This window comes from Candidatus Dormiibacterota bacterium, assembly GCA_035544955.1.
GTDB lineage: Bacteria > Chloroflexota > Dormibacteria > CF-121 > CF-121 > CF-13.
The window spans coordinates 1-16,989 of sequence record DASZZN010000007.1 but is presented as its reverse complement, the minus strand read 5'-3'; the positions used below and the strand labels follow the sequence as shown (position 1 = coordinate 16,989).

Genomic DNA, 16,989 nt, shown 5'->3' with positions numbered 1-16,989 from the left:
CGGGTTGGCACCGCAACCCAGCCGCGCTCTGGCTTCTACAAGCCGGAATAACGGATCGGGTCGTGAGCGCTTGACCGGGCCCATTTGAAGCCGGAAAGGGTCAGCCGACGGTCGGATTCGAACCGACGACCCGCTGTTTACAAAACAGCTGCTCTGCCAGCTGAGCTACGTCGGCGTGCGTTCCGATTATATGTGGGGCTTACCGCCCCCACCCTGCCCTCCCCCATAGGGGGAGGGATTCGTATCCCGACCCTTCCCCTGCGGGGGATTCTTTATGAAGTGGCGACGGTCGTGTGGGCCGGTTCCAACGGATTGACGGTGACCAGGTTCACCGGGAGGCTGTCGTTCAGGAAGGTGGTGACGAAGGTACTCCGGGTCGGGTCCCACCAGGTGATCAGGTACTTCGGGCCGGGTGGGATGCCTCCAGGAATGGAGAAGTTGCCCTTGGCGTCGGTGGTCGTCTGGTAGATGTGGCCGCCCGAGTCGTCGTAGGTGTGCGCCTTCACGATCTTCCAGTGGCTGGCGATCCGCACCAGGCGGTTGGCCACCGGCGTTGGGTTCTGGTCGCTCACGATCAGCAGGCCGGTGAGCGGCTGGTTCGCCAGCAGGGCGGCGTTCCCCTGCGCCGCCCAGGTGCTTGCAGGATACGTCTGGACCAGCTCGGTCATGGCGTCGCGCGCCTGCTGGAATCGCATTTGCCCCACGAAGGCGATGCCCGCGTTGTACAAGGTCTGGGGCAGCGACGAGGCCTGCGCCAGCTTGGCGTCCGGGCTGTCGGGGAATTCCTTGAGGAGGTTCTCGTACCACATCAGTGCACTCGGGTAATCGATCGGCTGCTGCTGCAGGTACCACTTCGCGAAGCCGGCATAGGCGGCCGCCAGCCCGGCATTCGTCGAGGCCGTCAGATTCCCGGTGGGATCGACGGCGGCGACCTGGCGGTACTTGTCGATTCCGGCTTGGAACTGGTCGCTCGCCACCAGGGACTGACCCCAAGCGTGGTAAAGGTCGGCGAGCGCAGCGTTGCCGCGGACGGCCCAGTCGGCGATTCCGCTCTTGATGGCCGCTCGAAGCTGCGTCTCGCTGTCGGCGAACTTGCCCTGCTGCGTGAGCTGGACGCCCCAGACGAAGTGCGTTTCGGCGGTGCCGGACCTCGCCCGGTCCGCGAGGTCGCCCAGCAGGAGGCGCGAGACCGGGTTGCCGGCCACCGACTGCGCCGTCCCGAATTGGCTCAGGGCCTGGCTATAGGCGCCATGTGCTTCCGAGGTCTGGGCCTGGGAGAGCTGGTTATTGGCGAACGCGTAGGTCACGCACGGGATAGCCACCAGGAGCAGGGCGATGCCGACCGGCAACAGGAAGAGGCGGGTGCGGCGCGGTCGGGCTGCAGGCTGGTCCGGACCGGCCGGCGCGTATTGGGCTGCCTGGCTCATCTCGACTGGGGCGAATAACGAGTTGACCTTCACGAGCCTGCGCCGGTACACTGGTGGACCGGAATTGTTGAGTTTGTGAATCCAGTAAGTCAACTTTAAGAGGAGAGGCAATATGGCGAAGTCTGCGACCGAGCTCAAGGAAACTGAGTATGCGCATCCCGAGGTACTGGTCGATACGGCATGGGTCGCCGAGCACGCGAACGACCCGAAGGTCAAGCTTGTCGAGGTCGACGTCGATACCTCGGCGTACGACGGCGGTCACGTCAAGGGTGCGATCGGGCTCGACTGGCGCAAGGATCTGCAGGCGCGGCCGATCCGCGACATGCTGCCTAAGGCGGAGCTCGAGAAGCTGCTCTCGTCCAAGGGCATCAGCAACGAGGACACCATCGTCGTTTACGGCGACAACAACAACTGGTTTGCTGCCTGGTTCGTCTGGAATCTCAAGTACTACGGCCACAAGGACGCCCGGCTGATGAATGGCGGCCGGAAGAAATGGCAGGACGAGGGGCGCGAGCTTTCCACCGACGCTCCGATCATCAAGCCGGCCAGCTACACCGCGGGCCAGCCGGACAGATCCATCCGGGCACTTCGCGACGAGGTCCTGGGCGACCTGGGCAAGGCCGGCGTGGCGCTGGTCGACGTCCGCTCCCCGAAGGAATACAGCGGCGAGCTGCTGGCGCCGGAGAATCTTCCGCAGGAAGGGGCGCAACGCGGTGGGCATATCCCGGGCGCGGCCAACATTCCCTGGGCGCAGGCGGTCCGCGAGGACGGCACCTTCAAGCTCGCGTCCGAATTGAAGGAGCTGTACGAGGCGAAGGGCGTGACAGCGGACAAAGCGGTCATTGCCTATTGCCGGATCGGGGAGCGCTCCTCCCACACCTGGTTCGTCCTCCACTACTTGCTCGGCTATCCCAATGTCCGGAACTACGACGGTTCCTGGACCGAGTGGGGGAGCCTGATCGGCGCTCCCATCGAAAGATAAGACCGCCTAAAACGCGCCGCAAGAAGTCACGGCCGAATGACGGTCGTGACTTTTTGCCACATGACGTGACCTCGCGACCGGAGTAGCGTTATGGGATCGGCGAGAGCGGGTGGCCGGCTTCCTTAGGAGAGGTGCCGTCCCAGACGCTGCCTGAAAAAAGAGGGGTGTCGGTCGGTGAGGGGTTTGCGCCGTTTGGTTTTTGTCCTCGTGGTCGGCGGACTGTTGGCGGCCGTCCCGCTGTCTGCGGTTGCCAGCGAAAACATCCTCGCGACTAACGTCCAGCGGGCGGAGGTTGGCTTCAACCAGGCGCTGGCGGATGCGATCCGCAGGGGATTGGATACGGGTGCGGTCGACACACTGACGTGGCGGTTCACCCAGGTCCAGGCGACCAAGGCATCGTCCTGGTGGCAGCTGCCGATCACCGATCACCGCAAGCTCGACGCACTCAATCAACTGGACGCCGACCTGCACGCGCTCTACGAGAAGCAGGTCGCTGAGACCCGGGATGCGCTGGATCGCCAGCTTCACCGCTGGAACGCGATGTTGGCCGAGGCGCAGAGCGCCGGCGTGTCGGTCGATGGTCTCGATGCGAACTCTGCGCGGTTCTCGAAGGTGGGCGCCGAGGCCACCACGCCAAATCAACTGCTCGCGCTCGCCTCCGTCTTGAGTCAGCAGTACTGGATCCTCGACGGGCGGCTGGCCGCCTTCCGGACGGCCAGCGCTCAGGTGGACGCGGCGATCCAATCCGCCAGCTCGCTCGTGGCGAACGCCGCCCAGTACCCGCAGCTCAGTCTTGCCCCCTTCAATACGCAGATCAGCGACGCGAAGACCGCGCTGGCATCGGTGCATAGCGCCGACGCCTTCGCACCGATTCTGGCGCAGGTCCAGCAGACGGCAGTCGGCGTCCAGGGGTTGCTCGATTCGCGCACTGCCGCCTTCAACCAGCTGGCGGACACGCGCTCGACACTTGCCTCCGCGCAGTCGATCGGCGCGGCGCTCGGCAACCACCCGGGCACGATCAATTATCTGGCCGGGCAGCTTTCGGGAGCCGCCGATCAGGGAACGTTTGAATCGATCGCGGGTCAGCTCTATCAGGAGAAGCAGTCTCTGGCCAGCGCCATCTACCTCAAACAGCAGGTCCCAATCTCGTACAACGCCGGCGTCGGCAAGGTGATCGTGATCTCCCTATCTCGCCAAGTGCTCACGGCCTTCCAGGATGGCAACGCAGTCCTAACCACCTTCGTCGCGACGGGCCGCCCCCAGCTGCCCACCCCGCCGGGTGTCTATCGGATCTTTGCCCGGTATTCGCCCTACAAGATGATCTCGCCCTGGCCCTACGGCAGCCCCTGGTGGTATCCGCCGTCCTGGACCAACTGGGCCATGGAGTTCATCGGAGGCGGGTACTTCATCCACGACGCCCCCTGGCGCTCTTGGTACGGTCCCGGCGCCAACCTCTATAACGGCACCCACGGTTGCGTGAATGTGCCTTACAGTCCGATGGCCACGCTATGGAACTGGGCGCCCAACGGCACAACTGTCGTCGTCCAGTACTAGCGACCGATACCTTACTTATATTGGGCGGGGGCCGGCGGGGCCCCCGCTTCGGTCTTAGGCGATGACGTCATTGACGATCACCCCAAAGTCTGGTATGATTTGAATTCGCCTAGCAGTTGCTAGGTCTTTTTTGTGTCTGGACCCTTTCATCCCCTGGAGATTCAATGCCTGCCCTAGCGTCGATCATCACCCTGCAGTGTCAGACTTGTAAGGAGCGCAACTACACCACCGTCAAGAACAAGAAGAACGACCCCGACCGGCTCGAGGTCAAGAAGTTCTGCCCGCGGTGCCGGAAGCATACTGCGCACCGGGAAACGAAGTAGCGTGGCAGCAACCTTCTTATACTGTTGGCGCCGACCGGCACAGGGGTGTAGCTCAGTTGGTAGAGCAGCGGTCTCCAAAACCGCGGGTCGGGCGTTCGAGTCGCTCCACCCCTGCCAGACTCAGGTATAACTACCATGGCCAAAGCTGTTCCGACCGAACCAAGGGCGAATAGAGTGCAACGCACCACAACTCCCGCACCGCGCCGGGGTATCATCCGGAACTTCGAGGACATCCTCGGCGAGCTCCGAAAGGTGATCTGGCCCAGCTGGGGCGAGCTACGCACGATGACGTTTGTCGTGATCGTGACGGTGGTAGTGGTGTCCCTGATGCTTGGACTGATCGACTACGTGTTGACGCAAACGCTCGTAAAACTGGAGTTCCCAAAAGTTGGCTGAGGCAGAGTTGAACGGCAAGACGCAGGAGGCGCAAGGCGCGCCCGCGCCGGCAAAGCCGCGCGGCCGCCGGCCGGCGCCCAAAGAGGCTGCTGAAGCCGGCCGCGTCTGGACCGGCGAGCGAGTCTCGGTCGGCGAAGGCCATCCGGCCCCGCCCGAAACGCCCGCGTCGCCGCCGCTCGCGGTTGTTCCGGCGGGCGAGGCCAAGCCGGTCCCCGCTGAAGGCGAGCCGCACTGGTACGTCGTCCATGCCTATTCCGGTCACGAAGAGAAGGTGCGCAACAACCTGATGAAGCGCGTCGACTCGATGGACATGCACGATCGGATCTTCGAGGTGCTCGTCCCCACCGAAGACGTCATCGAGATCAAAGACGGCCAGCGGCGTCACGTCGCCAAGCGAACCTTCCCCGGCTACATCCTGGTCAACATGATCATGTCGGACGAGTCCTGGTATGTGGTGCGGAACACGCCCGGCGTGACCAGTTTCGTCGGCTCCGGCAACAAGCCGGTGCCGCTGCAGGAGAAGGAGATCAAGTCGATCCAGAAGCAGATCAAGGCGGAAGCGCCCAAGGTACGGGTCGAGTACCAGGTGGGCGAGAACGTGCGCGTCATCGATGGGCCGTTCTCGGACTTCCACGGCAAGGTCGATGAGATCAACGCCGACAAGGGCAAGCTCAAGGTGTTGGTGAACATGTTCGGCCGGGAGACACCGGTCGAACTGGACCTCCTCCAGGTGGAGCGGTTGAAGTAATGGCAAAGAAGAAAGTCAAGGCGATGGTCAAGATCCAGATGGAAGCGGGCAAGGCCACGCCCGCGCCGCCGGTGGGCACCGCGCTCGGCCCGCACGGCGTCAACATCATGGAGTTCGTCAAGACCTATAACGACCGCACCGCGTCGATGGCCGGCCAGGTGATCCCGGTCGAGATCACCATCTTCGAGGACCGCACCTTCACCTTCGTGACCAAGACCCCGCCCGCCGCCGCCCTGTTGAAGAAAGCGGCCGGTGTGGAGAAGGGCTCGGCCAAGCCGAACAAGGAGAAGGTCGGCAAGGTCAGCAAGCAGCAGGTCCGCGAGATTGCGCAGCTCAAGCTGAAAGACCTCAACGCCTACGACGTGGACGCCGCGATGAAGATGATCGAGGGGACTGCGCGATCGCTCGGTATCGAGGTGTCTGCCTGATGCCGCAAGCGCGTGGCAAGAAATACAAGGAAGCGGCCAAGGCCATCGAGCGCACCGAGCAGTACGCGCCGGACGAGGCGGTGCGGCTCGTGCTGAAGAGTTCGACCTCGAAATTCGACGGATCGATCGAGGCACACCTGCGGCTGGGCGTCGACCCGCGCCACGCCGACCAGATGGTCCGCGGCTCGGTGGTGTTGCCGCATGGCACCGGCAAGAAGCGTCGGGTGCTGGTGTTTGCCACAGGCGAGAAGGCCCGCGAGGCGACCGAGGCTGGAGCCGACTATGTCGGCGCCGAGGATCTCGTCAAGCGGATCCAGGAAGGCTGGCTTGACTTCGATGTCGCGCTGGCGACGCCCGACATGATGGGCCAGGTCGGCCGGTTGGGCAAGATCCTGGGGCCGCGTGGCCTGATGCCGAACCCGCGGGCGGGCAGCGTCACCTTCGATATCGGCCGGGCGGTGAAGGATATTCAGGGAGGCCGGATCGAGTACCGCGTCGACAAGACGGGCATCATCCACACCAACATCGGCAAGGCCTCCTATAGCGAAACGCAGCTGAAGGATAATTTCGCCGCTCTGATGGACGCGGTGGTGCGCGCCAAGCCGAGCTCGGCCAAAGGGCAGTACCTGAAGTCCGTCTACCTGTCGCCCACGATGGGTCCGAGCGTCCCGGTCGACCCGGCTGCCGCCGGCCGGATGAGTTAGCCACAACCCGGCGTCCGATGGCTAACACGAAAACCGGTGACCCCGCGGTCGATACCTTCCTTAAGGGCTACGCTCCGCAGGTCCGCGAGATCGCCGTCAAGGCGCGCGAGGTCATCCTTTCGGTCCTGCCGAACGCGACGGAGAAGGTCTTTGTGGGATGGAAGGTGATTCAGTACGGCGCGGGCGCCGGTCGCGAGGACGTCTTTGCGGTGATCTCGCCGCAGCGCGAGCGGGTCAACCTCGGCCTGGCGAATGGTGCCGGGCTGCCGGATCCGGAGGGACTGCTCGAGGGAACGGGGGTGGGTATCCGGCATGTCAAGTTGACATCGCCCGAGGCCGCGGGTGCCGCGGCGGTCAAGGAACTCATCCGAGGCGCCCTGCAAGCAACCAAGAACGGCGCCTGATATACTCACGCTCCACAACTGAATAGCCGAAGACCGCTGGTGCCGGCCCGACCGGCTTAATGTCCAGCGCAGGCGAGCAGGATGCGATAACGGCCTCCTCGCCTGTTGAGCGAAGGAGGTTTTTTTATTGGCCACAGGACTCAAGAAGAAAGACGAGAAGATCGATAAGAAGGCGGAGAAGGCCGCGACCGTCGCGGACATCACCGCCCGGCTGAAGGCCACGTCGACTGCGGTGCTCGCCGACTATCGCGGCATGACGGTCGGCCAGATGCGCGACCTCCGCAGCAAGCTGCGAGGCGGCGGTATCGAGATGATCGTGGTAAAGAACACCCTGGCTCGGCGCGCCGCCAAGGCGGCGGGCTACGAACCGCTCAGCGCCGAGCTGGTCGGGCCGATGGCGCTGCTGTTCGCCGCCGATGACGTCTCGGCGCCGGCCCGCATCCTCAACGAGTTCATTCGGGCCAACCGCAAGATGGTGATCAAGGCCGGCCTGCTCGAAGGCCAGGTGATCAAGGCTGAGGCCGTCACCGAGCTCGCCGACCTCCCCTCGCGGGAGATCCTGCTGAGTCGCCTGCTTGGCGCGATGCAAGCTCCCCTGGGCAACCTGGCCAGCATCCTGCAGGCCCCGATCTCCACGCTCGCCCGTACGATCGATGCCGTTCGCACCCAGAAAGAATCGCAGTCACCGGCCACGGCGCCGGCCACAAGTTAGGAGGAACCAATGGCAAAAGTCAGTGTCGACGATTTCGTCTCCGCGTTGAAGGAATGGACCGTGGTGGATGTCATGAACGCCATCAAGGCCATCGAAACCGAGTTTGGCGTAACGGCCGCGGCCCCGGTGGCCGTGGCGGCGGCGCCGGCCGGCGGGGTGGCCGCAGCCGCTCCGGAAGCCGAGCAGACCGAGTTCCAGGTAGTGCTGACCTCGGCGGGAGACGCCAAGATCGGCGTGATCAAGGTCGTCCGCGAGATCACGGGCCTGGGTCTCAAGGAAGCCAAGGACCTGGTCGACCAGGCGCCCAAGCCGGTCAAGCAGGGCGTCAACCGCGAAGAGGCCGAAGCCGTCCTGAAGAAGCTGAAGGACGCAGGCGCCGGCGCCGAAATCAAGTAGCGGGGAAGGGGATTGATCCCCTCCCCACCCTCGCTGCGGGAAACGTGAGGCCGTGCCCAGGCACCTGATCTCGACGCAGGGCCCACTGGTCGACGCTCAGGCCGAGTCCATCGCCACCTGCCTCGCCGAAGGCAAGCAGGGATTCTGGCTGGACATCGAGAGTCCCGACGACTCGGACTACGAGCTGCTCGAGAAGACCTTCAAGTTTCACCCGCTGGCGCTCGAGGACATCCGCCACCAGAACCAGCGACCAAAGCTCGACGAGTACACGGGCTACGTCTTCGTCGTCCTCTTCACCGCCGAGTTCGATGGCGAGCGGATCCAGATTCGCGAGCAACACCTCTTTCTCTCGCCGCAGTACCTGGTCAGCGTCCACCTCGAGCCGTCACCGCCGCTCGACCGCCTTCGCGAGCGGATCAAAGCCAACCCCGACCTCGCCCACCGCAACCTGCCGTTCCTCTTTTACCTGGTGGTTGACCAGTTGGTCGACGCGATCTTCCCGGTGATCGACCAGGTGGACGACGCCACCGAGCGGCTCGAGGAGAGCATCGTCCTTAAGGCTGAACCGGCCAGCCTGGGCAGTCTCACCAATCTCAAGCGGGCGGTGATCGACCTGCGCAAGGTGCTGGGAGCGCAGCGGGACGTCTTCCAGCGGCTGACCACCCACACGGTCGGCCTCGAAGGCGGACAGGACATGACGATCTACTACCGCGACGTCTACGACCACATCATTCGCCAGTACGAGACGGTGGACTCGCTGCGTGACCTGCTCACCAGCGCGATGGACGTCTACCTGTCGACCGTGTCCAACCGGCTCAACCAGGTCATCACCCGGCTCACTGTCTTTGCCACCCTCTTCCTGCCGTTGACCTTCATCACCGGCTTTTTTGGCATGAACTTCGCCTGGCTGGTGGCCCATATCGCGCCGACCTGGACCTTCTGGGTGCTGGCGGTGAGCGTCATGCTGGCGACGACCGCCCTTCAGCTCCTGTATTACCGCCGGAAGGGCTGGATCTAAGGATCGTCCCGGGTCAGGACTTCGTCAGATCGGCGATCCGGCAGGGAATATCGGCGTCCTCGTCCAGGTGATAGCTGGCGCAGACCCGGTGGTAGCCGTCGGCGATCGTGAGCGGGACCTCGGAACTCAATTGGCCACGAACCAGCAGCACGGGAGAGAGCTGCTTTCCTGCCTTGACCTTCTGGAGATCGTGGGCGACGTGAAAATTTTCCGGCGCCAGCACGCGTAGCCTGCTGGCTCGCAAGAGATCCTTCGCCTTGCGGGTGACGAGCGGAGCCGTGCGGAGCCGGCGGACGACTCGCTTGGCCTGGGCGGGCGGCATGAGCAGGCTCAAATAGTCCTCGGCCGCCGGGTAGTCATGGTCGTCGGGTTCTTTCTTCCAGGTCTCTTTCGCGGGCTTGGCGGGCATGATCGGGAGCGTACTACGTTGGCGGTGCCGCCTCGTTGGTCGCCGCGCGGGCGAGCAGCAGGGCGCCGGTCGTCGCGGGGATCAAGGTGAGCAATCCACCCGCGACGAGGGCGGTCGCGACCGGTGGGCTGAGCGCCCGCGTAGCAAGTCCGAGCGCGGCGGCGGCTGCGGGGAGACCGAGCTGCGCAGAGGCGAGAAGGCCAGCCGCGAGCCGCTGGCGTTTGCCCACCGTGATCGCCGCCACCACGTGCACCACGGTGGCGGCCAGTGCCATCCCAATTGCCAGCGCGATGGCGGAAGGTGAGCGTGCCAACCCCTTCAAATCGAGACTGGCGCCCAGCAGGACGAAGAAGGTCGGGACGAAGAACCCGGTCGCCAGCCCAGTGAGTTCGAGGGCGAGGCGGTGCGGCTCGCCGAACTGGCGGAGGACGATGCCGGCGGCGAAGCCCGCCACGAGGAGGCTGGCGCCGGTGTGCTCCGCAATCGCCCCTAGGAAAAGCAGCATCAGCACGGAAAGCCGAAGCCGCAGGGCCCAGTGGCGCTGCTTCGACAGACGCTTGGCCCCTTGGGCGGGACCGGAGCCAAAGAAGCGGCGACCCAGCGCAATGATCAGCGCAGCGGCGGCGATGATCAGCCCGTCGCCGAGCAGCGCCGCCGGGATCCGGCTGGCGCTGGTCAGTGCGAGGGGCATCAGGAGTGCGGTGATGGCGTCGGCGAGCGCGATCCAGGCGATGACGAGCGTGATGGCGGGGCCTGTCAGCCCTTCCTCGCGGATTGTGGGCAGCGCGACGGCGGCCGAGCTTCCAGCGAGCAGGACGACAAAGAGCGCCACGTGGGTCGACCCCACCCACACGCCGATGAGGAGGCCGGCCGGGATGGCCACCAGCAGGGTCACCAGGAAGGCCAGTCCCGCCCGAACCGCGCTATCGCGCAGCAGCTTCGAGCCGAGATCGATCTCGGCTCCCGATTCGAGCATGAGCATCGCGAACCCGAGCGAGGCGAACACCGGAAAGGGCTGCGTGGTGGGATCGATCAGGTGCAGGCCGGTCCGCCCGAGCAGGATCCCGCCGATGAGCTCCCCGACAAGCACAGGAACCCGCAACCGCCGGCCGGACGCGAGAAGAGGGCCGAGGAGGCCGGCCAGCACGACGACGGCCAGGTCGGTGTACATCGCCTTGTTATACCGGTCGGCCGGGCTCCCTAAGCTTTGGTGGGCGGATGCCGTTGTTCTTCCCGGAGGGCCGACCATGTTCCGCTGGATGCTCTTCTTCGTCCTGATCCTGGCCGGGATTCTGGCCTTCGTGACCTGGGTCATGGGGGTGCCGATTCCAGGCCTTTCCCAGTTCGGGATCCAGCAGCCGACGTCGCCCTTTGGGCCCTGAGCGGGAGGCGCCCGGCGGAGTTTCGCAACCCCTTCCCCTGGGGGAGATGGAGTGCTAGACTAACCGCCGATTAGTCTGACGGATCTCAGATCGGCGACCTGACCCGATTCCCGCCCCAGGGAACCCGCCCTGGGCCGCTCGCGAAGCTGTTCCGGTTTCGCGGCGAGCCTGTTTGCGCGCTTGACAGCCTGGGTAGGCTCCTGTTACTATTGCCGTTCGGTGCTTCCAGGGTTGCTTTTCCGCGTCCCTAGCACCACCAGCCTGCCCACCATTTTTTCCTGCTTCATCTAAAGGAGAGTCCATGATTCAGCCTTCCTCCAACGGCTCTTCTCGAATCACCTACGGCCGCATTCCGGACATGCTTCCGGTCGCCGAGTTGATCGAGACCCAGATCCGCTCCTTCAATTGGTTCAAGCGCGAGGGGCTTCGCGAGCTGTTCGAAGAGATCAACCCGATCACCGACTACACCGGCAAGAACTACGAGCTCAAATTCCTGGACTACGAGTTCGGCCAGCCCAAGTTCGACAAGGAGGAGTGCCGCAACCGCGACATGACGTTCGCGGCTCCGCTGCGGATCAACACCCGGCTGACGATCCGCACCGGCGAAAACGCGGGTGAGATCAAGGAATCGGAAGTCTTCATGGGTGACTTCCCGATCATGACCGAGGAAGGCACGTTCATCGTCAACGGCACCGAGCGGGTGGTCGTCTCCCAGCTGGTTCGTTCTCCCGGCATTTACTTCACCAGCAGCGAGGATCGGGCCTCGGGCCGGATGCTCTACGCGGCCAAGCTGATCCCCAATCGCGGCGCCTGGCTCGAGATCGAGACCTCGGGCAAGGACGTGCTCACGGTCAAGATCGACCGCAAGCGGAAGATTCCCGTCACGACGCTGGTGCGCGCGCTCGGCTACGGCAGCAACAACGAGATCAAGGCGCTCTTCGCCGACGTCGACAACAACGGCGAGCATAAGTTCATCCAGTCGACCCTGGAGAAGGACTCTTCGACCGACGTCAATGACGCCCTGGTCGAGATGTACAAGAAGATCCGCCCCGGTGACCCGCCAACAGTCGACAACGCGCGGGCGCTGATGACGGCGCTCTTCTTCAACCCGCGCCGCTTCGATCTCTCGAAGGTGGGTCGTTTCAAGCTAAACCGGCGACTGGGCCTCGGCACGGACATGAATGTCCGCACCCTGTCCAACGACGACTTCATCGCGATCATCCGCAAGCTGATCGAGCTGAACAACGGCACCGGCGAGCCGGATGACATCGACCACCTGGGCAACCGCCGGGTGCGCGCCGTCGGCGAGCTGCTGCAGAACCAGTTCCGCATGGGCTTGATCCGGATGGAGCGCATCATCAAGGAGCGCATGACGATCTGCGACGCGGCCACCGTGACTGCCGCCAGCTTGATCAACGCGCGCCCCGTGGTGGCGGCGATCAAGGAGTTCTTCGGGTCGAGCCAGCTTTCCCAGTTCATGGACCAGACCAACCCGCTGGCCGAGCTGACGCACAAGCGCCGCCTGTCGGCGTTGGGCCCTGGCGGCCTGTCGCGCGAGCGCGCCGGCTTCGATGTTCGAGACGTTCACCATTCCCACTACGGCCGCATCTGCCCGATCGAGACCCCGGAAGGTCCGAACATTGGCCTGATCGGCTCGCTGGCAACCTTCGCGCGCGTCAACGAGTACGGGTTCATCGAGACGCCCTTCCGCCGCGTGTACAGCACGATGCCCGCTGACAAGGCGCACCGCGACAAGCTGGTGGGCCGCACGCTGCGCGACGACGTGCTGGATTCCGCCAACCGCAAGACCAAGCTCGGCAAGAAGGGCGATCTGCTCGATCGCGACCTGGTGGAGTCGCTCGTCAAGGGGAAGGCCGGCGATATTCCGATCAACGCCTGGGTCTCCGACGAGGTCGAGTTCCTGTCGGCCGACGAAGAGGACCACTTTGTCGTGGCGCAGGCGAACGCGCCGCTCGACAAGGACAGTCACTTCACGGAGGAGCGGACCACCGCCCGCACCAAGAACCTTTTCCTGGTGGCGGACGTCAACCGCATCGAGTACATGGACGTGTCGCCCAAGCAGACGGTCAGTGTCGCGACCGCGCTGATCCCGTTCCTGGAGCACGACGATGCGAACCGGGCCCTGATGGGCTCGAACATGCAGCGCCAGGCGGTGCCGCTGGTCGTGACCGAGGCGCCGATCGTGGGCACCGGCATGGAGTGGGCCGCCGCCAAGGACTCCGGCGAGTTGATCGTGGCCAAGGTGGACGGCACCGTCGTGTCGTGCGCCGCCCCGCCGCCGGCGGACTCGCCCGCGGCCAAGTTGGATAGTTTCAAGCGCGAGCTCGGCATCCTGCTGAAGCCGGATGACGGCTCGGCAGAGCAGTGGTATCCCATCCACAAATTCGAACGCTCCAACCAGGGGACCTGCCTCTCGCAGCGCGTCATCGTCAAGGCGGGTCAGCATGTCGTCGCCGGCACGCCGCTGGCGGACGGTCCGGCCACCTCCGAAGGTGAGCTGGCGCTGGGCCGCAACATCCTGGTGGCCTTCATGCCCTGGGAGGGTTACAACTACGAAGACGCGATCCTGATCTCTGAGTCGGTCGTCCGCGAGGACAAGTACACCTCGATCCATATCGAAGAGTACGAGATCGAGGCCCGCGACACCAAGCTGGGCCCCGAGGAGATCACGCGCGACATCCCCAACGTCAGCGATGAGACGCTGAAGAATCTCGACGAGCGCGGCATCGTCTATATCGGTGCCGAGGTTCATCCGGGCGACATCCTGGTCGGCAAGATCACGCCGAAGGGCGAGTCGGAGCTCTCGGCCGAGGAGCGCCTCCTGCGCGCCATCTTTGGCGAGAAGGCGCGCGAGGTGCGCGATTCCTCACTGCGCGTGCCCCACGGCGAGCGCGGCATTGTGGTCGATGTCAAGATCTTCAGCCGCGAAACCAAGGACGAGCTCGCGCCCGGCGTCAACCAGCTGGTGCGGGTCTATGTCGCCCAGAAGCGCAAGATCGCGCAGGGCGACAAGATGGCCGGCCGGCACGGGAACAAGGGCGTCATCGCCCGCATCCTTCCCGCCGAGGACATGCCCTACATGCCGGATGGCACGCCGGTTGAGCTGGTGCTGAACCCGTTGGGTGTGCCGAGCCGCATGAACCTGGGCCAGGTGCTGGAGACGCACCTGGGCTGGGCGGCGCACGCGCTGGGCTTGAAAGTTGCGACGCCCGTGTTCGACGGCGCGTCGGAGGAAACGATCGAGAAGGAGTTGGTGCGGGCGGGCCTGCCCGAGTCGGGCAAGATCACGCTGCGCGACGGCCGCACCGGTGAGCAGTTCGACCACGAAGTGACGGTCGGCTACATCTATATGTTGAAGCTCGCTCACCTCGTCGAGGACAAGATCCACGCCCGCTCGACGGGTCCTTACTCGCTGGTCACCCAGCAGCCGCTGGGCGGCAAGGCGCAGTTCGGCGGCCAGCGGTTTGGGGAGATGGAGGTCTGGGCGCTCGAAGCCTATGGCGCCTCGCATATCCTGCAGGAGATCCTGACGGTCAAGTCCGACGACATCGTGGGCCGCGTCAAGGCCTACGAGGCCATCGTCAAGGGCGAGAACACGCTCGAGGCGGGCATTCCGGAATCGTTCCGGGTGCTGGTGAAGGAGCTCGAAGGCCTCGCGCTGGGTGTCGAGATCCAGTCCGACGGCGAGAAGCAGGTCATCCTTTCCGAAGACGACATGAGCGAGATGCCGCTCGACCTGGGCATCAACCTCGAGCGCGATGAGATCGATGAGTCGGACCAATGGGCGACCGGCGCGCCGCGCGCCGCGCAGAATCCGCTTGATTCTTTGAGGTAATCAATGACACTGAAACTGGAAAACTTCGACGCACTGAAGCTCTCTCTGGCATCGCCGGAGACCATCCTGTCGTGGTCGCACGGCGAGGTCACCAAGCCGGAGACGATCAACTACCGCACGCTCAAGCCTGAGCGCGACGGGCTGTTCTGCGAGCGCATCTTCGGCCCGCAGCGCGACTGGGAATGCCACTGCGGCAAATACAAGCGCTACCGCTACAAGGGGATCATCTGCGACAAGTGCGGCGTGGAGGTCACCCGCTCGAAAGTCCGGCGGGAGCGGATGGGGCATATCAAGCTGGCCTCACCCGTCAGCCACGTCTGGTATTTCAAAGGGATCCCGTCGCGGATGGGCCTGCTCCTCGACATGTCGCCACGCAACCTGGAGAAGGTCCTCTACTTCGCCAACTACATCGTCACGCACATCGATGAGGAGGCGCGCAAGGAGTACCTCTCCAAGTCCTCACCTCAGCACAACGACCGGGTGATCAAGCTCCAGGAGGAGCGCGACACGGCAGTGAAGGAGCTCAAGGAAGAGCTGGACCAGCGGGTCAAGGCCAAGCAGGAAGACACCAAGGCCAAGATCAAGGGGCTGGAGGAATCGCTCGACGAGACCGTCGACGCGATGACCTCGCGTGCCAAGGAACTCGTTGAGAAGATCAAGGCCCAGAAGGGCAAGAAGGCCGCAACCAACTTCACCATCGGCGAAGGTGAGGACGAACAGGTCATCATCGAGAAGGGCGTGATGTTCGAGGACAAGCTGGCCCGCGAGCTGCCGAAGCAGGTCGAGAAGAAGATCGACCAGGTCCAGGCCTCTACCAAGAAGCGCCAGCAGGAGCTGAAGGGCAAGTCCGACGAAGAGATCGCCAAGTGGCGTGAGGACTACGAGCAGAAAGCCGGCGTTCTCACGAGCCAGCTGAAGAAGGACACCGAGGGCCTCTCGGGCGACATCGAGTCGTCCAAGACCCAGCTCGACTCGCTCTACGTCAAGCAGCTGCTGTCTGATCAGGAGTTCCGCGAGTTCACCGAAAAGTTCGGCAAGGTGTTCAAGGCGGGCATCGGCGCGCAGGCGATCCACGACCTGCTGGCCCGCATCGACCTGCTCCAGGAATCCGCCATCCTGCGCGAGGAGTCGAAGTCGAACTCCGGCCAGAAGCGGCAGAAGGCGATCAAGCGGCTCAAGGTGGTCGAGGCTTTTCGCAAGTCAGGCGCGTCGGCGACCTGGATGATCCTCGACGTGCTCCCGGTGATCCCGCCAGAGCTGCGCCCCATGGTTCAGCTCGACGGTGGCCGCTTCGCGACCTCCGACCTCAACGACCTCTACCGTCGCGTCATCAACCGGAACAACCGGCTGAAGCGGCTGCTGGAGCTTGGCGCACCCGAGATCATCGTCCGCAACGAGAAGCGGATGCTCCAGGAGGCCGTCGACGCCCTCATCGACAATGGCCGTCGCGGCCGTGCCATCACAGGCACCGGTAACCGCAAGCTGAAGTCGTTGAGCGACATGCTCAAAGGCAAGCAGGGCCGTTTCCGCCAGAACCTCCTCGGCAAGCGCGTCGACTACTCGGGCCGTTCGGTCATCGTGGTCGGCCCCGAGCTGAAGTTGCACGAGTGCGGTCTGCCCAAGAAGATGGCGCTCGAGCTGTTCAAGCCATTCGTGATGCGCGACCTGGTGGAGAAGGGCTACACCCAGAACATCAAGTCCGCCAAGCGGATGGTGGAGCGTGTGCGCCCCGAGGTCTGGGACGTCCTCGACGAGGTCATCCACGAGCACCCGGTGCTGCTCAACCGCGCTCCCACCCTTCACCGTCTGGGCATCCAGGCCTTCATGCCGGTGCTGGTCGAGGGCTCGGCGATCCAGATCCATCCCCTGGTCTGCCATGCCTTCAACGCCGACTTCGACGGCGACCAGATGGCGGTCCACGTGCCGCTCTTCTCGGGCGCCATCGCCGAGGCACGCAACCTGATGATGTCGAGCCAGAACATCCTGAGCGCTGCCGACGGGCATCCCGTCGTCTCGCCGACCCAGGACGTCGTGCTCGGCTGCTACTGGCTCACCGCCACCCGCCAGCAGGCGCCCAAGGACGCCGCCAAGCTGCGGGCGTACAGCTCGGCCGACGAGGTCGTGCTCGCCGTCCACGAGGGCGGCGTCCACCTCCACGATTGGGTCAAGGTTCGGATCCCCGCCCACGGCCGTGCCGACGGTACCGGCACCGGCAGCCTGGTCGTGACCACGCCTGGCCGCGTCATCTTC

Annotated in this window: 17 protein-coding genes and 2 tRNA genes; 15 read left to right on the top strand and 4 right to left on the bottom strand. The window is 64.4% G+C overall.

Features of this window, described 5'->3' with window-relative positions; all coding sequences use genetic code 11:
* Window positions 1-102: 102 nt before the first annotated feature.
* Together VHK65_01375 and VHK65_01370 are read right to left on the bottom strand one after the other, a co-directional pair.
* Window positions 103-175: transfer RNA gene (locus VHK65_01375), tRNA-Thr, on the bottom strand.
* Window positions 176-272: 97 nt separating this feature from the next.
* Entirely contained in the window at window positions 273-1,460 is a 1,188-nt protein-coding gene (locus VHK65_01370; protein ID HVS04802.1) for a hypothetical protein, read from the bottom strand.
* Window positions 1,461-1,539: 79 nt separating this feature from the next.
* On the opposite strand from VHK65_01370, the gene VHK65_01365 reads away from it, so the two are divergent.
* The 12 genes from VHK65_01365 to corA all read left to right on the top strand — a co-directional run bounded on the left by VHK65_01365 (window position 1,540) and on the right by corA (window position 9,092).
* The gene (locus VHK65_01365) at window positions 1,540-2,409 is read left to right on the top strand and encodes a sulfurtransferase (GenBank protein ID HVS04801.1); all 870 of its coding nucleotides are present in this window, start codon (window positions 1,540-1,542) and stop codon (window positions 2,407-2,409) included.
* Window positions 2,410-2,583: 174 nt separating this feature from the next.
* Window positions 2,584-3,963, top strand: a complete 1,380-nt coding sequence (locus tag VHK65_01360; protein ID HVS04800.1) for a L,D-transpeptidase — start codon at window positions 2,584-2,586, stop codon at window positions 3,961-3,963.
* Between the two features lie 164 nt (window positions 3,964-4,127).
* Complete coding sequence (gene rpmG / locus VHK65_01355; protein ID HVS04799.1) at window positions 4,128-4,286, top strand: 50S ribosomal protein L33; 159 nt, start codon at window positions 4,128-4,130, stop codon at window positions 4,284-4,286.
* 41 nt (window positions 4,287-4,327) lie between these two features.
* Window positions 4,328-4,403: transfer RNA gene (locus tag VHK65_01350), tRNA-Trp, on the top strand.
* A gap of 57 nt (window positions 4,404-4,460) precedes the next feature.
* Window positions 4,461-4,682 (top strand): preprotein translocase subunit SecE, encoded by a 222-nt coding sequence (gene secE / locus VHK65_01345; protein ID HVS04798.1) that lies wholly within the window; start codon window positions 4,461-4,463, stop codon window positions 4,680-4,682.
* On the top strand, window positions 4,675-5,430 hold the full coding sequence (gene nusG, locus VHK65_01340) for a transcription termination/antitermination protein NusG (GenBank protein ID HVS04797.1): 756 nt from the start codon (window positions 4,675-4,677) through the stop codon (window positions 5,428-5,430). Before secE ends, nusG begins: the two co-directional genes overlap by 8 nt.
* Window positions 5,430-5,858 carry a 50S ribosomal protein L11 gene (gene rplK, locus VHK65_01335; protein ID HVS04796.1) on the top strand — a complete coding sequence of 143 codons (429 nt, stop codon included), beginning with the start codon at window positions 5,430-5,432 and terminating at the stop codon, window positions 5,856-5,858. Before nusG ends, rplK begins: the two co-directional genes overlap by 1 nt.
* The gene (rplA, locus tag VHK65_01330) at window positions 5,858-6,562 is read left to right on the top strand and encodes a 50S ribosomal protein L1 (GenBank protein ID HVS04795.1); all 705 of its coding nucleotides are present in this window, start codon (window positions 5,858-5,860) and stop codon (window positions 6,560-6,562) included. The genes rplK and rplA overlap by 1 nt, the downstream gene beginning before the upstream one ends.
* A gap of 17 nt (window positions 6,563-6,579) precedes the next feature.
* Window positions 6,580-6,966, top strand: a complete 387-nt coding sequence (locus VHK65_01325; GenBank protein HVS04794.1) for a DUF1801 domain-containing protein — start codon at window positions 6,580-6,582, stop codon at window positions 6,964-6,966.
* 127 nt (window positions 6,967-7,093) lie between these two features.
* A complete protein-coding gene (gene rplJ / locus VHK65_01320) occupies window positions 7,094-7,678 on the top strand; it encodes a 50S ribosomal protein L10 (GenBank protein ID HVS04793.1) in 585 nt (194 codons plus the stop codon).
* 9 nt (window positions 7,679-7,687) lie between these two features.
* On the top strand, window positions 7,688-8,074 hold the full coding sequence (gene rplL / locus VHK65_01315) for a 50S ribosomal protein L7/L12 (protein ID HVS04792.1): 387 nt from the start codon (window positions 7,688-7,690) through the stop codon (window positions 8,072-8,074).
* Between the two features lie 52 nt (window positions 8,075-8,126).
* Window positions 8,127-9,092 carry a magnesium/cobalt transporter CorA gene (gene corA / locus VHK65_01310; protein ID HVS04791.1) on the top strand — a complete coding sequence of 322 codons (966 nt, stop codon included), beginning with the start codon at window positions 8,127-8,129 and terminating at the stop codon, window positions 9,090-9,092.
* A 13-nt stretch (window positions 9,093-9,105) separates the two neighbouring features.
* Here corA and VHK65_01305 read toward each other — a convergent pair whose 3' ends face one another.
* The gene (locus VHK65_01305; protein ID HVS04790.1) at window positions 9,106-9,501 is read right to left on the bottom strand and encodes a hypothetical protein; all 396 of its coding nucleotides are present in this window, start codon (window positions 9,499-9,501) and stop codon (window positions 9,106-9,108) included.
* Window positions 9,502-9,514: 13 nt separating this feature from the next.
* Window positions 9,515-10,672 carry a cation:proton antiporter gene (locus tag VHK65_01300; protein ID HVS04789.1) on the bottom strand — a complete coding sequence of 386 codons (1,158 nt, stop codon included), beginning with the start codon at window positions 10,670-10,672 and terminating at the stop codon, window positions 9,515-9,517.
* 76 nt (window positions 10,673-10,748) lie between these two features.
* Here VHK65_01300 and VHK65_01295 point away from each other — a divergent pair, with 76 nt between their 5' ends.
* The 3 genes from VHK65_01295 to VHK65_01285 form a co-directional block, all read left to right on the top strand.
* On the top strand, window positions 10,749-10,883 hold the full coding sequence (locus VHK65_01295) for a hypothetical protein (protein HVS04788.1): 135 nt from the start codon (window positions 10,749-10,751) through the stop codon (window positions 10,881-10,883).
* Between the two features lie 301 nt (window positions 10,884-11,184).
* Window positions 11,185-14,739, top strand: coding sequence for a DNA-directed RNA polymerase subunit beta (locus VHK65_01290; protein HVS04787.1), 3,555 nt, complete (start codon window positions 11,185-11,187; stop codon window positions 14,737-14,739).
* A 3-nt stretch (window positions 14,740-14,742) separates the two neighbouring features.
* A partial coding sequence (locus VHK65_01285) for a DNA-directed RNA polymerase subunit beta' (protein ID HVS04786.1) occupies window positions 14,743-16,989 on the top strand: 2,247 nt, incomplete at its 3' end.